Source organism: Saprospiraceae bacterium (assembly GCA_016714025.1).
Taxonomy (GTDB): domain Bacteria; phylum Bacteroidota; class Bacteroidia; order Chitinophagales; family Saprospiraceae; genus Vicinibacter.
On the sequence record JADJOB010000002.1, the window covers coordinates 432,387 to 451,210 of the forward strand.

16 protein-coding genes are annotated in these 18,824 nt (G+C 35.5%); 4 read left to right on the forward strand and 12 right to left on the reverse strand.

Annotation, left to right across the window (positions count from 1 at the left end; all coding sequences use genetic code 11):
- Positions 1-8: 8 nt before the first annotated feature.
- The 7 genes from rfbA to IPJ80_05125 form a co-directional block, all read right to left on the reverse strand.
- Complete coding sequence (rfbA, locus tag IPJ80_05095) at positions 9-899, reverse strand: glucose-1-phosphate thymidylyltransferase RfbA (GenBank protein ID MBK7912857.1); 891 nt, start codon at positions 897-899, stop codon at positions 9-11.
- Positions 896-1,231, reverse strand: coding sequence for a hypothetical protein (locus IPJ80_05100; protein ID MBK7912858.1), 336 nt, complete (start codon positions 1,229-1,231; stop codon positions 896-898). The genes rfbA and IPJ80_05100 overlap by 4 nt, the downstream gene beginning before the upstream one ends.
- The gene (locus tag IPJ80_05105; protein ID MBK7912859.1) at positions 1,215-1,598 is read right to left on the reverse strand and encodes a hypothetical protein; all 384 of its coding nucleotides are present in this window, start codon (positions 1,596-1,598) and stop codon (positions 1,215-1,217) included. Before IPJ80_05105 ends, IPJ80_05100 begins: the two co-directional genes overlap by 17 nt.
- Positions 1,595-3,001, reverse strand: coding sequence for a 23S rRNA (uracil(1939)-C(5))-methyltransferase RlmD (rlmD, locus tag IPJ80_05110; protein ID MBK7912860.1), 1,407 nt, complete (start codon positions 2,999-3,001; stop codon positions 1,595-1,597). The genes IPJ80_05105 and rlmD overlap by 4 nt, the downstream gene beginning before the upstream one ends.
- Entirely contained in the window at positions 2,998-4,926 is a 1,929-nt protein-coding gene (locus IPJ80_05115) for a PD40 domain-containing protein (protein MBK7912861.1), read from the reverse strand. The genes rlmD and IPJ80_05115 overlap by 4 nt, the downstream gene beginning before the upstream one ends.
- 44 nt (positions 4,927-4,970) lie before the next feature.
- Entirely contained in the window at positions 4,971-6,005 is a 1,035-nt protein-coding gene (locus tag IPJ80_05120) for a tetratricopeptide repeat protein (GenBank protein ID MBK7912862.1), read from the reverse strand.
- Between the two features lie 314 nt (positions 6,006-6,319).
- A complete protein-coding gene (locus IPJ80_05125; protein ID MBK7912863.1) occupies positions 6,320-7,336 on the reverse strand; it encodes an SPASM domain-containing protein in 1,017 nt (338 codons plus the stop codon).
- Positions 7,337-7,638: 302 nt separating this feature from the next.
- Between IPJ80_05125 and IPJ80_05130 the strand changes: the two genes are divergently transcribed.
- Positions 7,639-8,223 carry an aminoacyl-tRNA hydrolase gene (locus IPJ80_05130; protein ID MBK7912864.1) on the forward strand — a complete coding sequence of 195 codons (585 nt, stop codon included), beginning with the start codon at positions 7,639-7,641 and terminating at the stop codon, positions 8,221-8,223.
- Positions 8,224-8,635: 412 nt separating this feature from the next.
- Here the strand turns inward: IPJ80_05130 and IPJ80_05135 are convergent, their stop codons facing one another.
- Positions 8,636-9,223: a hypothetical protein gene (locus IPJ80_05135; protein ID MBK7912865.1), complete on the reverse strand. Its 588-nt coding sequence runs from the start codon at positions 9,221-9,223 to the stop codon at positions 8,636-8,638.
- A gap of 150 nt (positions 9,224-9,373) precedes the next feature.
- Positions 9,374-9,967, reverse strand: coding sequence for a hypothetical protein (locus IPJ80_05140; protein MBK7912866.1), 594 nt, complete (start codon positions 9,965-9,967; stop codon positions 9,374-9,376).
- A gap of 400 nt (positions 9,968-10,367) precedes the next feature.
- Between IPJ80_05140 and IPJ80_05145 the strand changes: the two genes are divergently transcribed.
- Complete coding sequence (locus IPJ80_05145) at positions 10,368-12,485, forward strand: peptidylprolyl isomerase (protein ID MBK7912867.1); 2,118 nt, start codon at positions 10,368-10,370, stop codon at positions 12,483-12,485.
- 82 nt (positions 12,486-12,567) lie between these two features.
- Here IPJ80_05145 and IPJ80_05150 read toward each other — a convergent pair whose 3' ends face one another.
- From IPJ80_05150 to IPJ80_05160, 3 genes are read right to left on the reverse strand one after another with little or no spacing between them, the layout of a single operon-like run.
- Positions 12,568-13,617 carry an endonuclease/exonuclease/phosphatase family protein gene (locus IPJ80_05150; GenBank protein ID MBK7912868.1) on the reverse strand — a complete coding sequence of 350 codons (1,050 nt, stop codon included), beginning with the start codon at positions 13,615-13,617 and terminating at the stop codon, positions 12,568-12,570.
- A 3-nt stretch (positions 13,618-13,620) separates the two neighbouring features.
- The gene (locus IPJ80_05155) at positions 13,621-14,490 is read right to left on the reverse strand and encodes a rhomboid family intramembrane serine protease (protein MBK7912869.1); all 870 of its coding nucleotides are present in this window, start codon (positions 14,488-14,490) and stop codon (positions 13,621-13,623) included.
- Between the two features lie 3 nt (positions 14,491-14,493).
- On the reverse strand, positions 14,494-15,096 hold the full coding sequence (locus IPJ80_05160; protein ID MBK7912870.1) for a rhomboid family intramembrane serine protease: 603 nt from the start codon (positions 15,094-15,096) through the stop codon (positions 14,494-14,496).
- A gap of 436 nt (positions 15,097-15,532) precedes the next feature.
- Between IPJ80_05160 and IPJ80_05165 the strand changes: the two genes are divergently transcribed.
- Together IPJ80_05165 and nadB are read left to right on the forward strand one after the other, a co-directional pair.
- Positions 15,533-17,038, forward strand: coding sequence for a T9SS type A sorting domain-containing protein (locus IPJ80_05165; protein MBK7912871.1), 1,506 nt, complete (start codon positions 15,533-15,535; stop codon positions 17,036-17,038).
- Between the two features lie 139 nt (positions 17,039-17,177).
- Complete coding sequence (gene nadB, locus IPJ80_05170) at positions 17,178-18,782, forward strand: L-aspartate oxidase (protein ID MBK7912872.1); 1,605 nt, start codon at positions 17,178-17,180, stop codon at positions 18,780-18,782.
- Positions 18,783-18,824: the final 42 nt, after the last annotated feature.

The window sequence follows — 18,824 nt, forward strand, 5'->3', positions numbered from 1 at the left end:
CAAATTGCCTATTCCTGAGTCGGAAATACAAATCCGGTCATTTTTATAATTTTCATGAGATATTCCCCATAGGTACTTTTGCGCAATAAATAAGCTTGCTCATACAATTGTTCAATACTTATAAAACCCATGAGATAGGCTACTTCTTCAATACATCCTATTTTTAATCCCTGTCTTTGTTCAATAACCTGAATAAATTGCGATGCCTGCATGAGCGATTCATGAGTCCCAGTATCCAACCATGCAACCCCACGACCCAGCACAGAAACTTTAAGTTTTTTTGCTTTCAGATACTCTATATTGACATCTGTAATTTCATATTCACCCCTGGCAGAAGGTTTTAAATTCTCAGCAATAGAAACCACACTGTTATCGTAAAAATAAATTCCCGGTACTGCAAAATGTGATTTAGGGTTCTCAGGTTTTTCTTCAATTGAAATGGCATTGAGATCATCATCAAATTCAACAACTCCATAACGCTCGGGATCTGCAACAGGATAAGCAAAAATTACCCCTCCGCTTGGATCAGAACTTGCTTTTAGTAGATCAGGAATTTTATGGCCGTAAAAAATATTGTCTCCCAATATCAAACATACCGGATCTTTCCCAATAAATTCTTTACCCAAAACAAAAGCCTGGGCCAAACCATTTGGCACCAATTGTTCTTTATAACTGATTTTCATACCCAACTGGGACCCATCTTTCAATAGTTCTTTAAAATGAGGTAAATCCTTTGGTGTTGAAATAATCAATACTTCCCGGATACCAGCCAACATCAGGGTAGACAATGGATAATAAATCATCGGTTTGTCGTAAATAGGCATTAACTGCTTACTCATCGCCAGTGTAAGAGGATATAAACGTGTACCCAATCCTCCAGCTAGTATAATTCCTTTCATTGTATGTGTTCGATTTGATTTTGCAATTGTTTTTTTACTTCAGACAGAATCAGCTTCAGTTGATTTAATTCTAATGCATCTTCTTGTTCTATGAATCGAATGAGCTGTTCACAACTTTGAATTCCTTGTGGACAATGAATCATAGAAAAATTGGTCTTTAATTCATGAACCTTATTAAAAAGCTTTTCAGTATTATTTGTCTTTACCAATTCTGAGATAGCATTCATTTTTAAATCTGAATCTTCAATCCATTCATCCAACATTTCCTTTAAAAGTTGATCATCTCTGAAAACAATTTCCCGGATGAGTTTCAGATCAATTAAGATTTCCATATTCTGTATAAAGTTGATCTGTGCGAGGATAATAAATAAACTGCGCTCCTAATTCGGATAAAACAAAAATGCAAAAATGATTTGAATGGCTTTTATATATTTTTTGAAATTCTGATATTTTATCTTCTTCTATAAGACTTTTCACAACAAATTCTTCCAGGCTGGATGCATGCACAGACCAAATTCCGGTTTCAGATCCTGCTTCAATCAATTTGATACCCATTTCCAATTCCTGTTGGTGAATGATAAAAATAGGATAGTTGCTGACTTCCTGGTCAAGCATGATTTCAAGGGCTTCGTTTAAAGCTTTTCGATAACGTCTTAAATCGTCCTCGAGTTGAAGGTATTTTTCAAAATCTACATTCATTTGTGCAAAGATAATAAGGCCACACTTTCTATATGATTGGTATGGGGAAACAAATCAACTGGTTTAATTTTTATCACTTGATAACTTTCCTTCAATAAAGCAAGATCCCGAGCCTGTGTCCCTGGATTACAACTAACATATACTAAAGTTTCAGGCTGTAATTGTTTGAGATGTTCAATAACTTTCTCATGCAATCCTGCCCTGGGCGGATCGACAATAACTACGTCTGGTTTTCCATACGAAGCTAATAGATTTTCAATTGAAATATCTTTTGCGTCAGAATGAAAAAACCGGCAATTTAATAATTGATTAGCGTCAGCATTAAGACGCGCATCTTCAATTGCTTCGCCAATTTCATCCACTCCAACAATTTGTCGCGCTGAATTTGCCAAATAAATGCCAATACTGCCAACGCCACAATACCAATCATAAACAGTTTCAGTTCCTTTTAATGAACAAAAGTCTTTAACGATTCGATAAAGTTCCGTTGCTTGGCGTGTGTTTGTCTGAAAAAAGGATTTTGGACCGATAAGAAAATTTACATGGTCCATTTGTTCAGTCAGGTAATCTTGCCCAAATACTTTTACAAAATTCAAATCAAACAAACTATCGTTTCGTTTTGGATTAATCACTTTATAAAAACTTACAATTTCCGGAAATTTTTTAGGTAACACTTCAAGAAGGGCATCCAATTTTTCCTGGTCATCAAAAGCAGTTACTAAAATACACATGATGTTATTTTGAGAATTGCTTCGGATAATCAGATTTCTCAAATATCCTTTTTGCTCATGAATATTGTAAAAGTCCCATTCTTGTTGGACTGCAAAATCTTTAATAAAATTTCTTATCTCATTCGAGCGATCAGATTGCAAATAGCATTTCTGAATATCAACTACTTTATTAAAATTACCCGGTCGATGAAATCCCAAAGCAAGTTTATGTGAAGCCTCCAGTTCGGTATGCAACTCCTGCTCCGTTAGCCAGCGTTTATTAGAAAACGTAAACTCCAGTTTATTTCGATAAAATTCGGTTTGAGATGCCCCTAAAATGGGTTCAAATAAGGCCTGATCAATCTTGGCAATACGGGTTAATGCATCATAAACAACCGTTTGCTTTTGATTCAATTGTTCTGTATAATTCAGATGCTGCCAACTGCAACCTCCGCAAATTCCGAAATGGGCACATACAGGATTAACCCGATGAGGCGAAGGCATTAAGACAGATTCTGTTTTACCTTGCCAAACCCCCTTTCGCTTTTTTGTGAGAATCACTTCTACCTGATCGCCCGGAATTGCTTGGTCTACAAAAACAACCAGGCCTTCTGCAGTGCGACCCACAGCAGCTCCTTTGTGTGCAATTCCCGTTACATGCACGATTTCTCTTCGGATTGATTTTTTTCTCATAGTTGAAGTATTTCAAATTCAATCCTTCTGTTTTGATAACGTCCAGCTTCAGAGTCGTTTGATTCAACAGGATTTGATTCTCCTTTGCCATCAAAAATCAGCCGCCCGGATTCGATTCCATTTTTAATTAAATAATTGATGACCGATTGGGCCCTGTTCTTAGATAATATCAGGTTATCTTCATCAGAACCTACATCATCCGTATGGCCAGTAATTTTCAACTTCAAGTTTTTCTGGTTTCGTAAAAAATGAATGAGCTCATCCAATTCAAAAAAACTTTCTTGCTTCAATTTATCGGAACCTGATTCAAAAAAGATGTTTTTCAGAACGATTGGCTTGGAGTTTGGTTGATCTACTTTTCTAAGCTTTTTATAGATTACTAATGGATTATAAATTAAACGAACTTCACTGCATCGAAATTGATCCGGTTCAAACACGTATTCAGGATTTGAAACGTGCAAGGCATAATCTGCTCCGGTAGGTACAGAAATTAATACATGACCTGTTGTTTCAAGTTCCTTGCTAAAATAAATTTTTTTGTTTTTTAAATCAAATACATTTATTGATGTAGCAATGGGTTTATTGGTGTTGAAATCACTTATAAACAACTCAACATAACTAGAGGGTGTTATATGTAAATGTTCAGGCAATTCCAATTCAAATAAATCTATATTAAAGCGAAGTTTGTGATCAACTTGATTAAAATGATTTTGGTCACTTGCAAAGCAAGCATGTTTACCATCAGGATAAACAATAAAAGACGATTCGTCACCTTTTGAATTGATAGGATATCCCAGATTAACTGGCCGTTGCCACTGACCCTGTTCTGAAAGTTTTGAATAAAATAAATCTTTACCTCCCATACCGGGATAAAAATCACTTGAAAAATACAAAATTCCACCATTGGGATGCACAAAGGGACAGTCTTCATTGCCGGTAGAATTGATTGCTTGACCTAAATTTTTTGCTACTGACCAGGACCGGTCTTCTTTGCGTTTACTGTACCAAATATCAAATCCACCCAAGGTGCCTTTTCTGTTGCTGGTAAAAAAAATACTGGATCCGTTCGAACTAAAGCAAGCCTGTGATTCGTAAGCCGCTGTATTAATTTTTTCACCCATATTAATTGGTTCAGTCCAATGATCGGATTTAAAATAACTGATGTATAAATCGCAGCCTCCATAGGAGTTGATACGATCACATGAAGTGAAAACTAAACTTAATCCATCCGGAGAAATTGCAGGTGAGCCTTCATTATTTGGTGAATTCAGTTCATCAATCGGTTCCGCTGGAGTCCATTCATTATTTTCAAAATAACTGATATATAAATCTTCATCATTAAATTTTGTTCTTCGTGTAAAGACCATAATTTTAGCATCTGCAGTCAGACTTGGAAGATATTCTGAGAATTCTGTATTAAGTTTACTGATTGGTTTTGGAACGAGTTTCAATGGATTTTTGAAAGCAGAATCAGCGAAATGCAATTTAGGTAACAGCATACGCGCTTTTGACAATAACTCTTTATGGACTGTATCCAATTCTATAAAACGAAGTAAATTTTGTTCAGCTTCTTTAAATAAATCCAATTGGTATTGACACAATGCCTGGGTATAATAAACTTTAGGATTAAACAATGAATCCAAAGCAAGCACCTGATTAAAATGCACGGCAGCGCAGGAATAATTTTTTATATCATAACAAACAGAAGCTAATTGTAACTGTGCATCAATAAATTTTGGATTTTGACCAATTAATTTTTCAAATAACTTAATTGCTTCTTCAAACTGATTGCTTTGATAATGCTGAACAGCTTTTTGATATAGTTTTAGCTCCGATTTACTTGCATTCTTTGAAGTGACCACATCCTGCCCGTGCAGATTGCATAATAAAATAAAGTGGATTAAAAAAATAAATGAAAGTTTCATCTCAGAATGGTGAAACGAATAAACCTAAAAATTTGTTATAAAAATTAAGCTTGCTCCGCTAATAAAAGTGAGGCTGATTGGGAACCCAGTTCAGCTGCTTTTTGAAGATCGAGAATGTAATCGGCTTTTCCTGCTGCTTTACGAGCCATACCCCGATGCATAAACACTTCAGCTTGATTGGTTTCCTGGTTTAATTCTGCTTTTTCAAGTGATTTATCAAACGCATCCAATGCAGCATCTACCTGACCTAATGCGAATAGCGATTTCCCATAATTAAACCAGGTCTTAGACAAGTATTTAAGATTTGGATCATTTTCAGGAAAATTCCTGGTAATAAATAATTTGTATTCAAATGCGGCTTTATCAAATTGATTCAATTCGAGATGGCAATTTCCCTTCACGCGTCGCGATGCCCAATACAGTGGTTGCAATGCGATTGATTGTTTGGTTGCTTCTTCCAGTGCAGAAATGGCACCTTCCAAATCATTTTTAATCATCAGACTCCTTGCAAGACCGTAATGCGAGGAAGCATTCATAAAATCATACTTGATGCTCTTTTTGAAATCATAGATTGCATCATCATAATTTTTAAGATGAAAATTGATGTAGGCCCTTTTTTCATAAGCTTGTGAATGCCGGTCGTGCTTTTCAATAGCTTCTGTTAATAATTGAATGGCTTCTTGCTCTTTACCGATTTGTTCAGCCATTTTCTTTCCTTCTTGATAAAGCATCACAGAGGTTTTATCCCCCAATGGTTCAAAATGACAGTAATGTAAAATTTTACCGTTATCTGTCATCCAGGCATTGATGCTGCCGGAAAGTGAAAATTGAGCACAATATTCAATTAGACTGATCGTATTTTTCCAAACTTTTTCTGATGAATTTCCGATAAACCGACCAATATTTAAAGATTTGTCTTCCGGAAAAAAGATTGTTTCAGGGGTTTTAAAGAGAATTTCTTTCTTATAAAGAGTCTCTGAGCGTTGAATAAAAAGTTGATAAACCTTTTGAAATGAACGTTCAGTACCAAATTCAAACTTTCCCTGTATGATCACTTTGTAAAACGTGCCATGCATCATAAATATCCTGTTTTTCAGCCCATCCGTAATTATTTATATTGATTTTACTCAATTCAAATGAGAAAAGCAAATAAAATTCCGGTATTTGAAATATTGAAATATGTAGCTGCCTGTATTAAAAGCAGCTAACAAAGATCGTAAGAAATTAATGATAAACCAATTAAAACAGGCCCTAATTGATTAATAATCAAAGAATTAATTTTTTTATATGTATATAATTATGATTTCTTGGTGTTTATATATAGTCTTTTGACTTAATCAATGGTAAAATACGTCCTATCAATGAGCCAATTCTTTCATTTACAGTCTGTTAATCAAATCCAAACGCGTGTACCTTCTGTGCAATTCTTACAAATGGCAACGGCTTTTCTGGAGGACCAAATTTGCTTTCTGAAATTCATATATTCGTTTCCATTCCAAATTGCTTTAAAATTGTCATCTTTCAAACTTCCCAATGGGTGACTGGCATCTTTATCAAAACAACAGGGGACGACCTGCCCATCCCAGGTAATTACAGGTGCATGCCAAAGTTTCCAACACCTGTTTTTTAATTCATTTTTAATTTGAAACTGGCCTGTTTCATTTTTTTGGTAACGGGAATAAACTTGTGATTCTGGAATAAAATCTGAACCATTTTCAAAATCATAAATTTGGGCCGTCTTTAATTTAAGCTCATCAACTCCCAACGAATCTGCAAGTTTTTTTAAATCTGAAATCTGATGTTCATTTGATTTCATAACGATAAACTGGATGATAACATACGGCGTTGCGGACTTCAATTGCCGTTTCATGGCAACGAGATTTTGAATTCCCGCTATTACTTTATCTAATTTGCCTTCTTTTCTATAAATTTCATAAATTTCCTGGGTGGTGCCATCCAAAGAAATGATCAATCGGTCTAAACCGGATTGAATGATTCGCTCTGCGCGTTGTTTATCCAGAAAATGCCCATTGGTTGAACTCATGGTGTACAAACCGAATTTATGTGCAATGGAAATTCCTTCTTCAACATCCGGGTGTATAAAGGGCTCACCCTGAAAATAGAAAGTGACAGCCCAAACTTTATTCTTTATGGGTTCAAGCCATTTTTGAAATTCCTGAATTTTAAGATTTCCGGATGGTCGATTGAAACTTCGCAATCCAGATGGACACTGTGGGCAACGCAAATTACAAGCCGTAGTTGGTTCAACAGCGATTGCAATTGGCAGTCCCCAATGAATGGGCCTTTTAATAATATTAGAGAGATAATATGAAACGAATACCTTGGCTGCATTCCATAATCTTTGCAGACGGATTGTTTTTATAAATATTTTAAACTCTCTAATTTTCAAATTGTGAAATATTATGCAAAGTTGCTTGTTTATTGATGGATTCTTATCAAATAGAAGCAATATTTAATTAATATGCTACGAAATAAAAATTTTGGATTTTAGATTCATTCGTAATCCGAGCCAATTTCACTTATGGTGGGGCAGTTTTAAGAATTTATTAATACAAGTAAATTCAATTTTTTATACCCAAGTTAGTTTTCCCGGCTAATTCAATTTGGCAACTTAAGCAGAAGCGCTTAATTTTGATCGAAATTTCCAATTCAATTTTAAGAAATACAAACCAACCCGGGAAGTAAGTCCATATGAAGTTTTTAATTGCAGGTTTAGGAAACATGGATTCAGACTATTTTGGAACCAGACATAATGTTGGATTTGAAGTTTTGGATTTTATTGCCTCTGGTTTAGGTGTTACATTCAAAGTTTCAAGTTTTGCGCATGTTGCTGAAGCTTCTTATAAAGGAAAAAAATTAATTTTAATTAAACCAAGTACTTACATGAACTTAAGTGGTAAAGCCTTAAAGTACTGGATGGAAAAAGAAAAAATAGAGCTCCAAAATTGCTTTGTTATATTGGATGATTTGAATTTAGATTTTGGAAGCATTCGGATCAGACCAGAAGGATCAGATGGTGGTCATAACGGATTAAAAGATATCCAGGAAAAACTAGCAACTAATAAATATCCACGACTTCGAATTGGAATAGGAAATCAATTCTCAAAAGGAAAACAGGTTGATTATGTTTTGGGAAAATGGAATGAAAAGGAATTAAAATTTCTTCCTGAAATAATTAAATTGTCTGGAGATGCTGCATTAAGTTTTTGCTTTGCAGGTCTAAGCAATACAATGAATCTTTTTAATTCAAAAAAGATTGTGACTGAAAGCATCTAATATTCCAATCTTAAACTAATAATTTATTTTTAATATGCCGATCCAAATGGAATAATAATTTTATTTAATACGGTTCATTTAGAATTTAATATTTATGAAAAGAAACTTTATTAAACTAATATAGGTCTTATCTTTTTTCAATTTTACTGATACGAACAAGTTTTAATTTAATTAAGTTTCGAAAGTAAAGAACGAATTGTTATCATCGAATATGACGAATATAATCAAAACACCATTCCAGTAATAGCGATTTACTAAAATGGAGCAATTAAACAACACATGCAATTTATAATAAATTGTATAAAAAAATCAACAACCACATTTGAAGACATTCCCAATGATGCCGGGTTTTAAAAAAGTCTTAATAAAAAACAGCCATCCCCGGCGTTCGGGGATGGTCTGTTACAAGGGCTTACTTATTACAACAAGAATAATATCCCGAAGCACAGTTCACTGAACATTTAGAACCAATTTGATTCCCGCCAACAACCTGATATCTTGAATCGACCGAACAATTGGAAGATCCAATCCCTCCATTCGCACATTCTGCCGGAATTCCCTGTTGCACACAGATGCAACTTATCCATGAAACATCCGGATCTGCTTTTGGCAAGCCATTAGAATAAAATGCAAACTGATTAGCGGCATCCGACACAGTTACAAGGCTATGACCAACGAAATCAGCTCCTGCATTCACGCTAAACGTTTTAGATGTCCCGTTTGCCAAGTTCACAACCAGCCGATCCCCAAAATCACTCACACTTCTTACAGAAATCGATTGCATTCCACGATCAACAAAAGTTCCCCGAAGCATATATACCTTATTATCCGCCTGATAAAAACCCGGAACCAACAATACATAGTCCGACTTTTCAATCAAAGCATAAAGCAAAGCACTCGCACGTTCCGATGTTTTTAATGTCAATGAATTATTAGATTTGTCACAGGATGCGATTAATAACATCCCCGCAAAACAAAATAGAATTAAAATTGCTCTCATGATGATACCATTTAATAGATGAAAGGATCTCTAAAAACCATTGAATAAAATTTTAAATAGTTTATAACTGAACACTCACTTAATGAATAACAGAATTGCTATAAAAAATTCTACAATAAATTGTCAGTTTGTTAGAAGGTCCTATTAAAATTATTTTTTACAACAAGCGTAAGTCCCTTCTCCACATTTTACACTGCAACGCTCTGTCACACCTGATCCTGCGACGGTTCCGGAAACCTCGACCGAACAATCAGTTGCGCCCATACCGCCTGAATCGCAGGTTTCCTTTTGTGGTAAGGTTTTGCAACCGCACTTAACGGCATCAACATCTGGATTTGAAATTGGTAACCCATTCCGATAAAATCGCTCCTGATTTACAGATCCACTCAATGTTGCTAAACTATAGCCATGATAATTTGCTGGGATGTCTGCACGTGTAGATAATATTAAATGGGATCCGTCAGATTTTAATACATCCAATCCATCCTGGAATTCTGTTACTGCAATTGCCTGTATCGTTTGATTGATTGAATTGTTCTCGTGATTCCGGAATACATAGATAAGATCCTGTGCCATTCCAGATTCTTTTAATAAAACCAAATAAGTATTGCCTCCAAGCAATCTGTATGGCACTGCTGCAGCACTTATTGCAGAATTCGTTGAAATGTGTTCTTCGGCTTCATTTTGACATGCACTCCATAAAATGCCACTGCATACCGCTAATAAAAATAGGTGTTGTTTCATAGTTAGTAATTAGGTGTTAGAAATAATCCTTACTCACGCAGTTGGACGCCTGCGATTTGAATAGCCATGCATGGGTTGTTCTCAAATAATAGCTCAAAGCAAAAACATCCTGATGAAATTAGCACCAACTCAATGCGCTTATTATTTACAAATTTATTGAATGCACTTATTTCATTATTGAAAACGCTTAAAGGTCTTTTTACTGAAATTTACTAGGAGGCTGTTCTTTTCTGAAATTTACCAATTCAGCCTATTTAAACTAAAGTTCTAATTTTCAGCCCTTAAGATTGAAAATAAAACGGAATCCTATTACCTTTGCAATCCTTTTGAATAGCCCTTGTTGGGCTGTTTTTTATTTATAACTATTTGATATTAAATAAGTTAACTATAGATTATGGGAATGATTACCAGTATCCGCAAAAGACTTTGGGTCGTAACTGTCCTGATGGCCCTCGCTTTGATCGGATTTATTGTTATGGATATGTCCTCCGGGAAATCCGCAAGCCTTTTTAATAATCCGGATACCGTTGGCAAGGTTGCCGGACAAACTTTAAGTTGGGCTGAGTTTCAAAACACCGAACGGGTGTTGTATGCCAACTCTGAAGTCGACTATTTTGGTCGTAAAGACTATATGTGGAATCAATTTGTTGAAAAGGCCATCTTAGATAAAGAGGCTGGTTACAATGGAATTGGAGTCAGTCCTGCAGAAATTAAAGAACTTGAATTTGGGTACAATTTGTCGCCGGTAATTCAAAGAAATTTTAAAGATCCTAACACAGGTCAAATAAACCGTGAACAATTAAATACCTTCAAACAAGGAATTGAAGATGAAAATTTGGATCCCCGTCTCCGTGATTTCTGGATGGTTCAGGAAAAGGAAGTCGTTAAAGACCGTATGTATAATAAATTGGGAGCCATCGTTTCCAAATCTTTGTTCATGCCTAATTTTGCCATCGAACGGAATCAATATGAAAGTAATTTCCGCCTGGATTTTAATTACGCAATTATCCCTTATCAGGCAATTCCGGATGAAGAAATTAAAATTGAGGAATCAGATTATATAGCAGAAGCCAATACTAAAAAATCCATCCTTAAAACAGATGAAGAAACCCGTTCTTTAAAATATGTGGTATTAGATATTATCCCGACTGCTGAAGATTCCAGTCTTGCTAAATCTGCCGTTGAATCAAAAATTGAAGGATTTAGAACCAGTACAAATGATTCTAGCTTTGTAGTAAGCAATTTAGGAACCTGGAATGATGCTTATTTAACTCAAGCAGAATTAAGTCCTGCTTTAAGAGATACGATTTACAAATTTCCAAATGGTACAGTTTATGGTCCATATATCGATAATGGAGAATACCGGATTGCAAAAGTTTTAGATAAAAAAGTAATTCCAGATTCCGTAAAGTCAAGTCATATACTAATTCAGGTTAAAACAAGAGAGCAATATCTATCTGCAGTTCGTTTATTAGACAGTCTTGGAAATTTAGTTAAAACCGGAAAAGCACGTTTTGATTCTTTGGCTATGAAATTCAGCCAAGATCAGGGATCTGCCGTTAAAGGTGGGGATCTTGGTATGGTTGCATTAGGTAGAATGGTGAAACCTTATAACGATGCAATATTCTACAGTTTAAATAAAGGTGAAATCAAAACCATTCTTACACAATTTGGAGTCCATTTAATTCAAGTTACCGATACACGTTTTACAACCAATAAAAATGCAATTCATCTGGCTGAAATTGGAGAATCTATATTGCCTGGAGAAACAATCACTAACTCCATATATGATGAAGCCCAAAACCTGATTCAAACCAATCGGAATCTTGAAAGTTTAGAAAAGGCCGTAAAAGAAGGTGGAAAATATACCATGGAGTTGGCCGGTAATTTATTTTTAAACTCGTATCAAATTCCTAAATTAGGTCAAAACTCAAACAATACATCCAGAGAGATGGTGCGTTGGGCTTATGCTAAAGACACTAAGGTCGGTGATGTCAGTACAGAAGTTTATAGCTTACAGGAAGAACAAAAAAAATACATAAACAAATATTTAATCGCTGCCTTATCTCAAATCCAACCTAAAGGAATTGCATCCTATGAGCCTTATAAAGAACAATTAAAGGGCGATATCATAAAGCGCAAAAAATTTGAAAAAATTAAAGAAAAAGTTGGACAAATTGCTGATTTAACCTTGGGTCTTGGCGGCTTTGTTTATACCATTGATACTGCAAAAGATATTTCTCCATTTAGTGGTTACATCACCAATCTTGGGGAAGAATCAAAAGTTGTTTCAAACTGCTCAAAATTAAGTGAAGGGCAAACTTCACAACCAATTATGGGAGAGAAAGGAGTTTTCATTTGTAAATTAAATAAAAAAGTAATTCCACCCGTTGAACCCAATTTAGATCCATTCCGTGCATTCTATGTACATCCGGCTAAAAATGTAGCTATGAGTTATCTCATGAAAGCATTGCAAAAAAAGAATCCGGTTAAAGATTATCGAAGTAAATTTTTCTAGTTAATACTAAGGCCCTTTTCAGGGCCTTTTTTTTAAGCAAGAATTTCATCATTGGAATCTTGCCTGGAGTCAATTCCTATAGTTACCATTTAATAAAACTCTTTACCAGTATTGGATTGTGGTCAGAATAAGAAGTGTGTAACACCCGATGGGTACAAAACTGAACCTTATCAACATCACCTATTATAAAATCTATTCGCAAACCAGGTAGCGCTCCAACGTACGTTGTACCAAGCCCACTTCCACATTTTAGAAAACTGTCTGTACGTCCCTGGAGCAGTAGTTTATAACTATAGGAAAACGGAGTGTCGTTAAAATCACCCGCAATCAAACAGGGATATGGAGATTGTGCCGCATGTTCCTTTAACATACGAGCTTGCTTTGAACGGACAATCGCAGTGTTTTTATATTTGCGAAACATTTTACGGAGCGTACTGATTTTTTCACTATTTTGTTCATCCTCATCATCGGTAATTTGCTCCAGCTCTTTAGTAATCCGGTTACTTTGTAAATGCACACTGTACACACGTAATTTTCTACCTTGTACTAATAAATCTACCCACAGACAGCTGTTGGTTTTAGTTCCAAATTCAACCAGCCCTTTGTCAAGTATTGGAAATCGTGAGTAAATTGCTGTACCGTGTTGAATTAAGTAATGAAAGTAGGGATACAATCCGGTTTTGTTTATAATATCATCTGAGAAAAAATTATTCTCCTGAACGCACAAAATATCCGGTTCATGTTCCCGGATAAAAGCAGTAAATTTTGCTTTTTTGGTTTGCATTTTTGAACTGGAGGTGTCTTTCAATTGCTTTAATCCATAAACATTGTAGCTCATTACAGAAATGGCTTCTTGTTTGCATTTTTTATTAGAAGATTCTTCACCAAAAGCAAACATTTTTTGCCAACAGGTCCATCCAATTAATAAAGTAAGTATGGGAAGCCAGCTATTTTTTATTTGAAAAACTACCCAAAACAGAACAAATAAAATATTAATTAAAAACAGCGCCGGTATAAATAAACTGCTGATTGAAAACAACCAGAAACGTGCGGGATCCAGGCCTACAATAAAATAGCAAATAGCGCAAAGTACAGACCAGACAATGTTGACGGATAATAAAAACCGCAGCATCGCTTAGTCTTTACCAAATTGATCCAAAAATTCTTTTTCTTCCTGACTTAATTTTTCAATGCCCTGCAATCTAATTTTATCCAAAATGGCATTCATCTTTTCTTCTTTTGAAACTGGTGGCTTAAATTGAGTACGCTTTTGAACAGGAGGTCTTTTCTGTTGCATCTTATTCGCATTTTTTGAAAAAAGGTCTAACCAGCTATCCATAGCAACGCCTTTGCGGAGTAAATTGATGTACGCCCATCCCCAAAATGCACCTCCTAGATGCGCAAAATGTCCACCACTGTTGTTGTTTTGACCGGCGAACAATAAATCTAAAATCAAAACAGCCAAGGCAAGATATTTAATTGGAATGTTTCCTAAAAACAACAATCTGATTCCATAATCAGGTGAAATCGTTGCAGCTGCAAACAGGAGTCCTATAACAGCAGCTGAAGAACCTTGCGCATGCACTTCAATGCCTTGATACCACGGCAACACGAGGGTACTTATTAAGAAAAACAAACCCCCAAAAATCGCCGATTCAATAAAAATAATGATGGCTCGTTTTCGTCCAATCAGGTCCTCCACAATGGTAGATAGGCTGTATAACCACAGCATATTCCAAAGCAAATGAAAAAATCCTTCGTGTACAAATACGTGGGTAATCCAGACCCAGGGAAATTTGATATTATGCCAAAGGTCTGATGACAAACTGATGCTGTTGATGATGTCATAATAGACTTCTCCGGGAAATCCTCCATTGGCAAAACTGAAATAACCTTTCAATAAATTGATTGCAATAAAAACAAGGGTACACAATACGATTACCCTCAACCAGAAACCTCCAGTTCGAATCCGATAGCTGAGATCTTTATAAATGGAATCAAACATGCATTACCATTTTTTACGCCAATAGTATAGCATTAAAAATCCAAAAAGGGCCCCACCTAAGTGAGCATAATGGGCAATTCCTGTATTGTAGCCGCTAAGCCCCCAGATTAAATCTCCACCAATGAAGAACAGTGCGAGATATTTTGCTTTGATTGGAATGGGTATAAACATCAAACTCATCGGTAAATTGGGGTACAAATAGGCCAATCCAACAAACAAGCCATTAATAGCCCCGGAAGCACCAACTACCGGTATGTTCATTTCATCTACATTTCCGAAATAGTGTACCAATATGAATTTTGAAACTATATGCAAAACCGCCCCGCCTAATCCACAAGCAAGGTAATAGGTTAAAAATCGCTTCGTACCCAGATCATTTTCCATCATCGGACCAATAAAAAACAAGGTCAGCATGTTAAACAGGATGTGATTGATATTCCCATGCATAAACATGTGAGTAATTGGCTGCCAGGGTCTAAACATGGGACTTTCAGGATAAAACAGGTATAAAAAATACTTGTAATCACCCATCAAGGTCGAAGCAGCTAAAAATAAGATGACATTGATAATGATCAGGTGTTTAACGGCTTCTGTGAGGCGAATCATGTAATTGAATCCAATTTAAGTTAATAAGGAGCTGTAAAGATATTTTAAAATTATTAATATATGTTTTGGATGTCTTAAAACTTAGTATAGTTGACTTACTCCATTTAAGCTTTTAATTCATATTAATTTGGAAATTCATCTCATTAAAATTCATATTAGCAAAAAATAAATATGTTAAAATATTTGGTAATCAAAATAATTACATTAAATTTGGTAAATAAAAAATTATTTCTAAAATTAAAAAACATTTCCAAACTTCCTTAGACACTTTAAAAAGTTATTAAAATTAACTCTAATTAATTCATTACTGCTTTTAATATTATCTGAACTTAAATCTCACACTTATACAACTTGTGATTTATCTGATGGACGTAATAGTTAAGAATTTAATTGACTTAAAATATTCGAAGTTGTTTTTAAATTTCAAGTAACTTCAATGAGAAATTTAGGTTTGGCTATTTTTTTAATTGCCATTAGTTTATTTGACACATTGCAACTTGTTTCTCAAGATAGCATTTGGCCAATAGGAATAAAAAATGAATTTCCCATTGGTGCAGATACTTTTGGTACAGAGTTTCTTTTTTTTAAAGAACGTGGGACTGAGCATTTTTTTATTAAAAAATTTATAAATTTTGCAAGCTGTGTTTCTGCTATAAGTTTGGACTCAAAACTTATTTATTTTTCAAATGGTATTCATATTTATAACAAGGATTTGGATATCATGGAAAATGGCAATGATATTAATCCGGGTCAAGTACAAAAAGATTTTAGTAAGGAAGGCTATCCATCACTGAATTCATTTTTTAGTGTATTAAGTCCAGGGAAAGAGAAAGAAGAAGTGGATTTGATTCACATGCAACAAGAATATCAGGGTGGTAAATGGAAAGATTGCATAGGTTCCTTTTTATACCATACTAAAATTGATATCCATGCAAACAATGGATTGGGTAGAGTCATTTTTAAAAATAAAATAATTGGAAGGGGGCCTTTTAAGAGAGGCAGTTTAGCAGCCTGTCGCCATGCCAATGGCCGGGATTGGTGGTTTGCAGTAAATCCCTGCAATGACTCTTTGCAAGTCTATTTATTAACTCCTCAAGGCCCTAAAATACATCATTTTGACTCGCTCAAATATAGATTGCCAGAAGCTGAAGGTCAAGGTGTATTTAGCCCTGATGGCAGATTTTTTGCCATCAATACCAATAATTATCCACTTAATCAAAGTGAAATTCATCTATTTGATTTTGACCGATGCACAGGCCATTTTTCTAACCATCGTTCCTGGCATTACAGCGACCTTCCTCAAGATCATACGGCAGGTGTGGCCATATCGGCCAATTCACGGTTTATGTATATTATTTCCAGATTGGTAATCCATCAATATGATCTTTGGGCCCCAGATATCATTCAATCAGATCAGGTGGTGGCAACCTATGATGGCTTTGTGGATCTGTATGGACCTACTGTGTTTTTTACGGCTCAGTTGGCTCCCAATAATAAAATTTATATAACTGGCAGAACCTCACTTTTTAAACTAACCGTTATAGAAAATCCAGATTTACCCGGTTTGTTATGTAATGTAAACCAACATTCGCTATCCTTGCTATTTCAAAACAATTTTTCAATGCCTTACTTTCCTTATTATAGACTCGGTGCTGAAAAAAACAGTTCATGTGATACCTTAATTGTAGCTAACAAAAATAATCCGTTCAAACAGCAACTAGAAGTATATCCAATTCCAGCCCATGATAAAATTTATTTAAAATATGATATCTCTGATCCAATTATACAGATAGAGTTATTAAATCTGGAAGGAATCACTATACATATTCAAAAAGATGTTGCCAATCGTGAAATAAATATTAGCAGTTTAGGTCCGGGAGTGTATTTTATGAAATATAAAACAAGACACAATTCAGGTGTTCAAAAAATTTTAGTGAATTAAATCTACTTTATTTCTAATTGAGTCTTTTATCATATTCTTGAGAAGCATATTATTCATTCTATTGAATTAAAGACTTCAGATTCATTCCTGTCAAGCCGTGATTATTTTCGATGTACCTTTATAGCTTAATGTAAAGCTAATGATTCAATCAGACGTTTTAATATTAGGAAGCGGAATTGCCGGATTAAGTACTGCCATTCAATTAGCTGAGAAGAATCCAGAATTGGTGATTCGGGTGGTCAGTAAAACAACTCAGGAAGAATGTAATACACGCTATGCGCAAGGAGGAATCGCGGCCGTCTGGGATCGGATCAAAGATGATTTTCAAAAACATATTTTGGATACCATGGATGCGGGCGATGATCTTTCAGATGAATCGATTGTAAAAATCGTTGTCGAAGAAGGTCCGCAACGGGTTCAGGAATTGATTGACTGGGGTGCACGATTTGATAAGGTGCCAAATGATAAGGATTATGATCTGGCACGGGAAGGAGGGCATTCTGAAAAACGAATTTTACATTACCGGGATTTGACGGGTGCAGAAATAGAACGGGCGCTTATAGAAAAAGCAGCTAGTTTTCCAAATGTAATTCTTCTCGAACATTATTATGCCATTGATGTCATTACTCAACACCATTTAGGGTATAATGTAACGCGCATCATGCCCGACATTGAATGCTATGGAGCCTATTTACTCAATCTCCAAAACCTGGAAGTCGAAACCCATCTGGCAAAAATTACAGTATTAGCAACCGGAGGTGCCGGCCAGATTTATAAAACGACTACAAATCCGATCATTGCTACCGGCGATGGGATCGCCATGTTGTATCGGGCAAAAGGTCATGTAGAAAATATGGAATTCGTTCAATTTCATCCAACGGCTCTATACCAGGCTGCCGGTGAAAATCCGGCTTTTCTGATTTCGGAAGCGGTGCGTGGTTTTGGAGGAATTCTTAAAACCAAAGATGGACAGGAATTTATGCACAAATACGATGATCGACTTTCCTTAGCTCCCAGAGACATTGTAGCGAGAGCCATCGATAGCGAACTAAAAGCACGTGGAGAAGATTTTGTTTGCCTGGACTGCCGGCATTTAGACAAAGATGAATTTGTCAAGCATTTTCCAACGATTTATGAAAAATGCTTAAGCATAGGGATCGATCCAATGAAACAAATGATTCCTGTGGTACCTGCATGTCATTATATGTGCGGAGGAATCAAAGTAGATGCATTTGGCAGAAGTTCGTTAAACCATTTGTATGCCTGCGGTGAATCAACCTGTACCGGTTTGCATGGTGCCAATCGCTTGGCATCAAATTCTTTATTGGAGGCTGTTGTTTTTGCATATCGTATTGCTGAAGCGATTGCACAGGAAATCTCTCACCTTAAAATAAATTATAAAATTCCAGAGTGGGATGCAACGGGTACCGCTCATCCAAAAGAATTGATCTTGATTACACAAAGTATCAAAGAACTCAAAGAAGTAATGTCTTACTATGTGGGTATCGTCAGGAGTAATGTCCGGATTGATCGTGCTCTTAACCGTTTGCATTTATTGTATGAGGAAGCTGAGGATTTATACAATACCACGACCTTATCCGCTGCACTCTGTGAGTTGCGAAATTTGATTACCATTGGATATTTAGTAACTCGTTCAGCAAGTATGCGCAAAGAAAGCAGGGGCTTGCATTATACTACGGACTATCCGGAAAAAAATGATTTTAAACAGAGTAGTTTGTTGTAAAACATTCGAATTCAAGGGTATTTAAAAATATAAATGTTATTC

Excerpts from the sequence above, each read along its gene's own strand:
- rfbA (MBK7912857.1), bottom strand. The coding sequence starts at position 899 with ATGAAAGGAATTATACTAGCTGGAGGATTGGGTACACGTTTATATCCT.
- IPJ80_05100 (MBK7912858.1), bottom strand. The coding sequence starts at position 1,231 with ATGGAAATCTTAATTGATCTGAAACTCATCCGGGAAATTGTTTTCAGA.
- IPJ80_05105 (MBK7912859.1), bottom strand. The coding sequence starts at position 1,598 with ATGAATGTAGATTTTGAAAAATACCTTCAACTCGAGGACGATTTAAGA.
- rlmD (MBK7912860.1), bottom strand. The coding sequence starts at position 3,001 with ATGAGAAAAAAATCAATCCGAAGAGAAATCGTGCATGTAACGGGAATT.
- IPJ80_05115 (MBK7912861.1), bottom strand. The coding sequence starts at position 4,926 with ATGAAACTTTCATTTATTTTTTTAATCCACTTTATTTTATTATGCAAT.
- IPJ80_05120 (MBK7912862.1), bottom strand. The coding sequence starts at position 6,005 with ATGATGCATGGCACGTTTTACAAAGTGATCATACAGGGAAAGTTTGAA.
- IPJ80_05130 (MBK7912864.1), top strand. The coding sequence starts at position 7,639 with ATGAAGTTTTTAATTGCAGGTTTAGGAAACATGGATTCAGACTATTTT.
- IPJ80_05135 (MBK7912865.1), bottom strand. The coding sequence starts at position 9,223 with ATGAGAGCAATTTTAATTCTATTTTGTTTTGCGGGGATGTTATTAATC.
- IPJ80_05140 (MBK7912866.1), bottom strand. The coding sequence starts at position 9,967 with ATGAAACAACACCTATTTTTATTAGCGGTATGCAGTGGCATTTTATGG.
- IPJ80_05145 (MBK7912867.1), top strand. The coding sequence starts at position 10,368 with ATGATTACCAGTATCCGCAAAAGACTTTGGGTCGTAACTGTCCTGATG.
- IPJ80_05150 (MBK7912868.1), bottom strand. The coding sequence starts at position 13,617 with ATGCTGCGGTTTTTATTATCCGTCAACATTGTCTGGTCTGTACTTTGC.
- IPJ80_05155 (MBK7912869.1), bottom strand. The coding sequence starts at position 14,490 with ATGTTTGATTCCATTTATAAAGATCTCAGCTATCGGATTCGAACTGGA.
- IPJ80_05160 (MBK7912870.1), bottom strand. The coding sequence starts at position 15,096 with ATGATTCGCCTCACAGAAGCCGTTAAACACCTGATCATTATCAATGTC.
- IPJ80_05165 (MBK7912871.1), top strand. The coding sequence starts at position 15,533 with ATGAGAAATTTAGGTTTGGCTATTTTTTTAATTGCCATTAGTTTATTT.
- nadB (MBK7912872.1), top strand. The coding sequence starts at position 17,178 with ATGATTCAATCAGACGTTTTAATATTAGGAAGCGGAATTGCCGGATTA.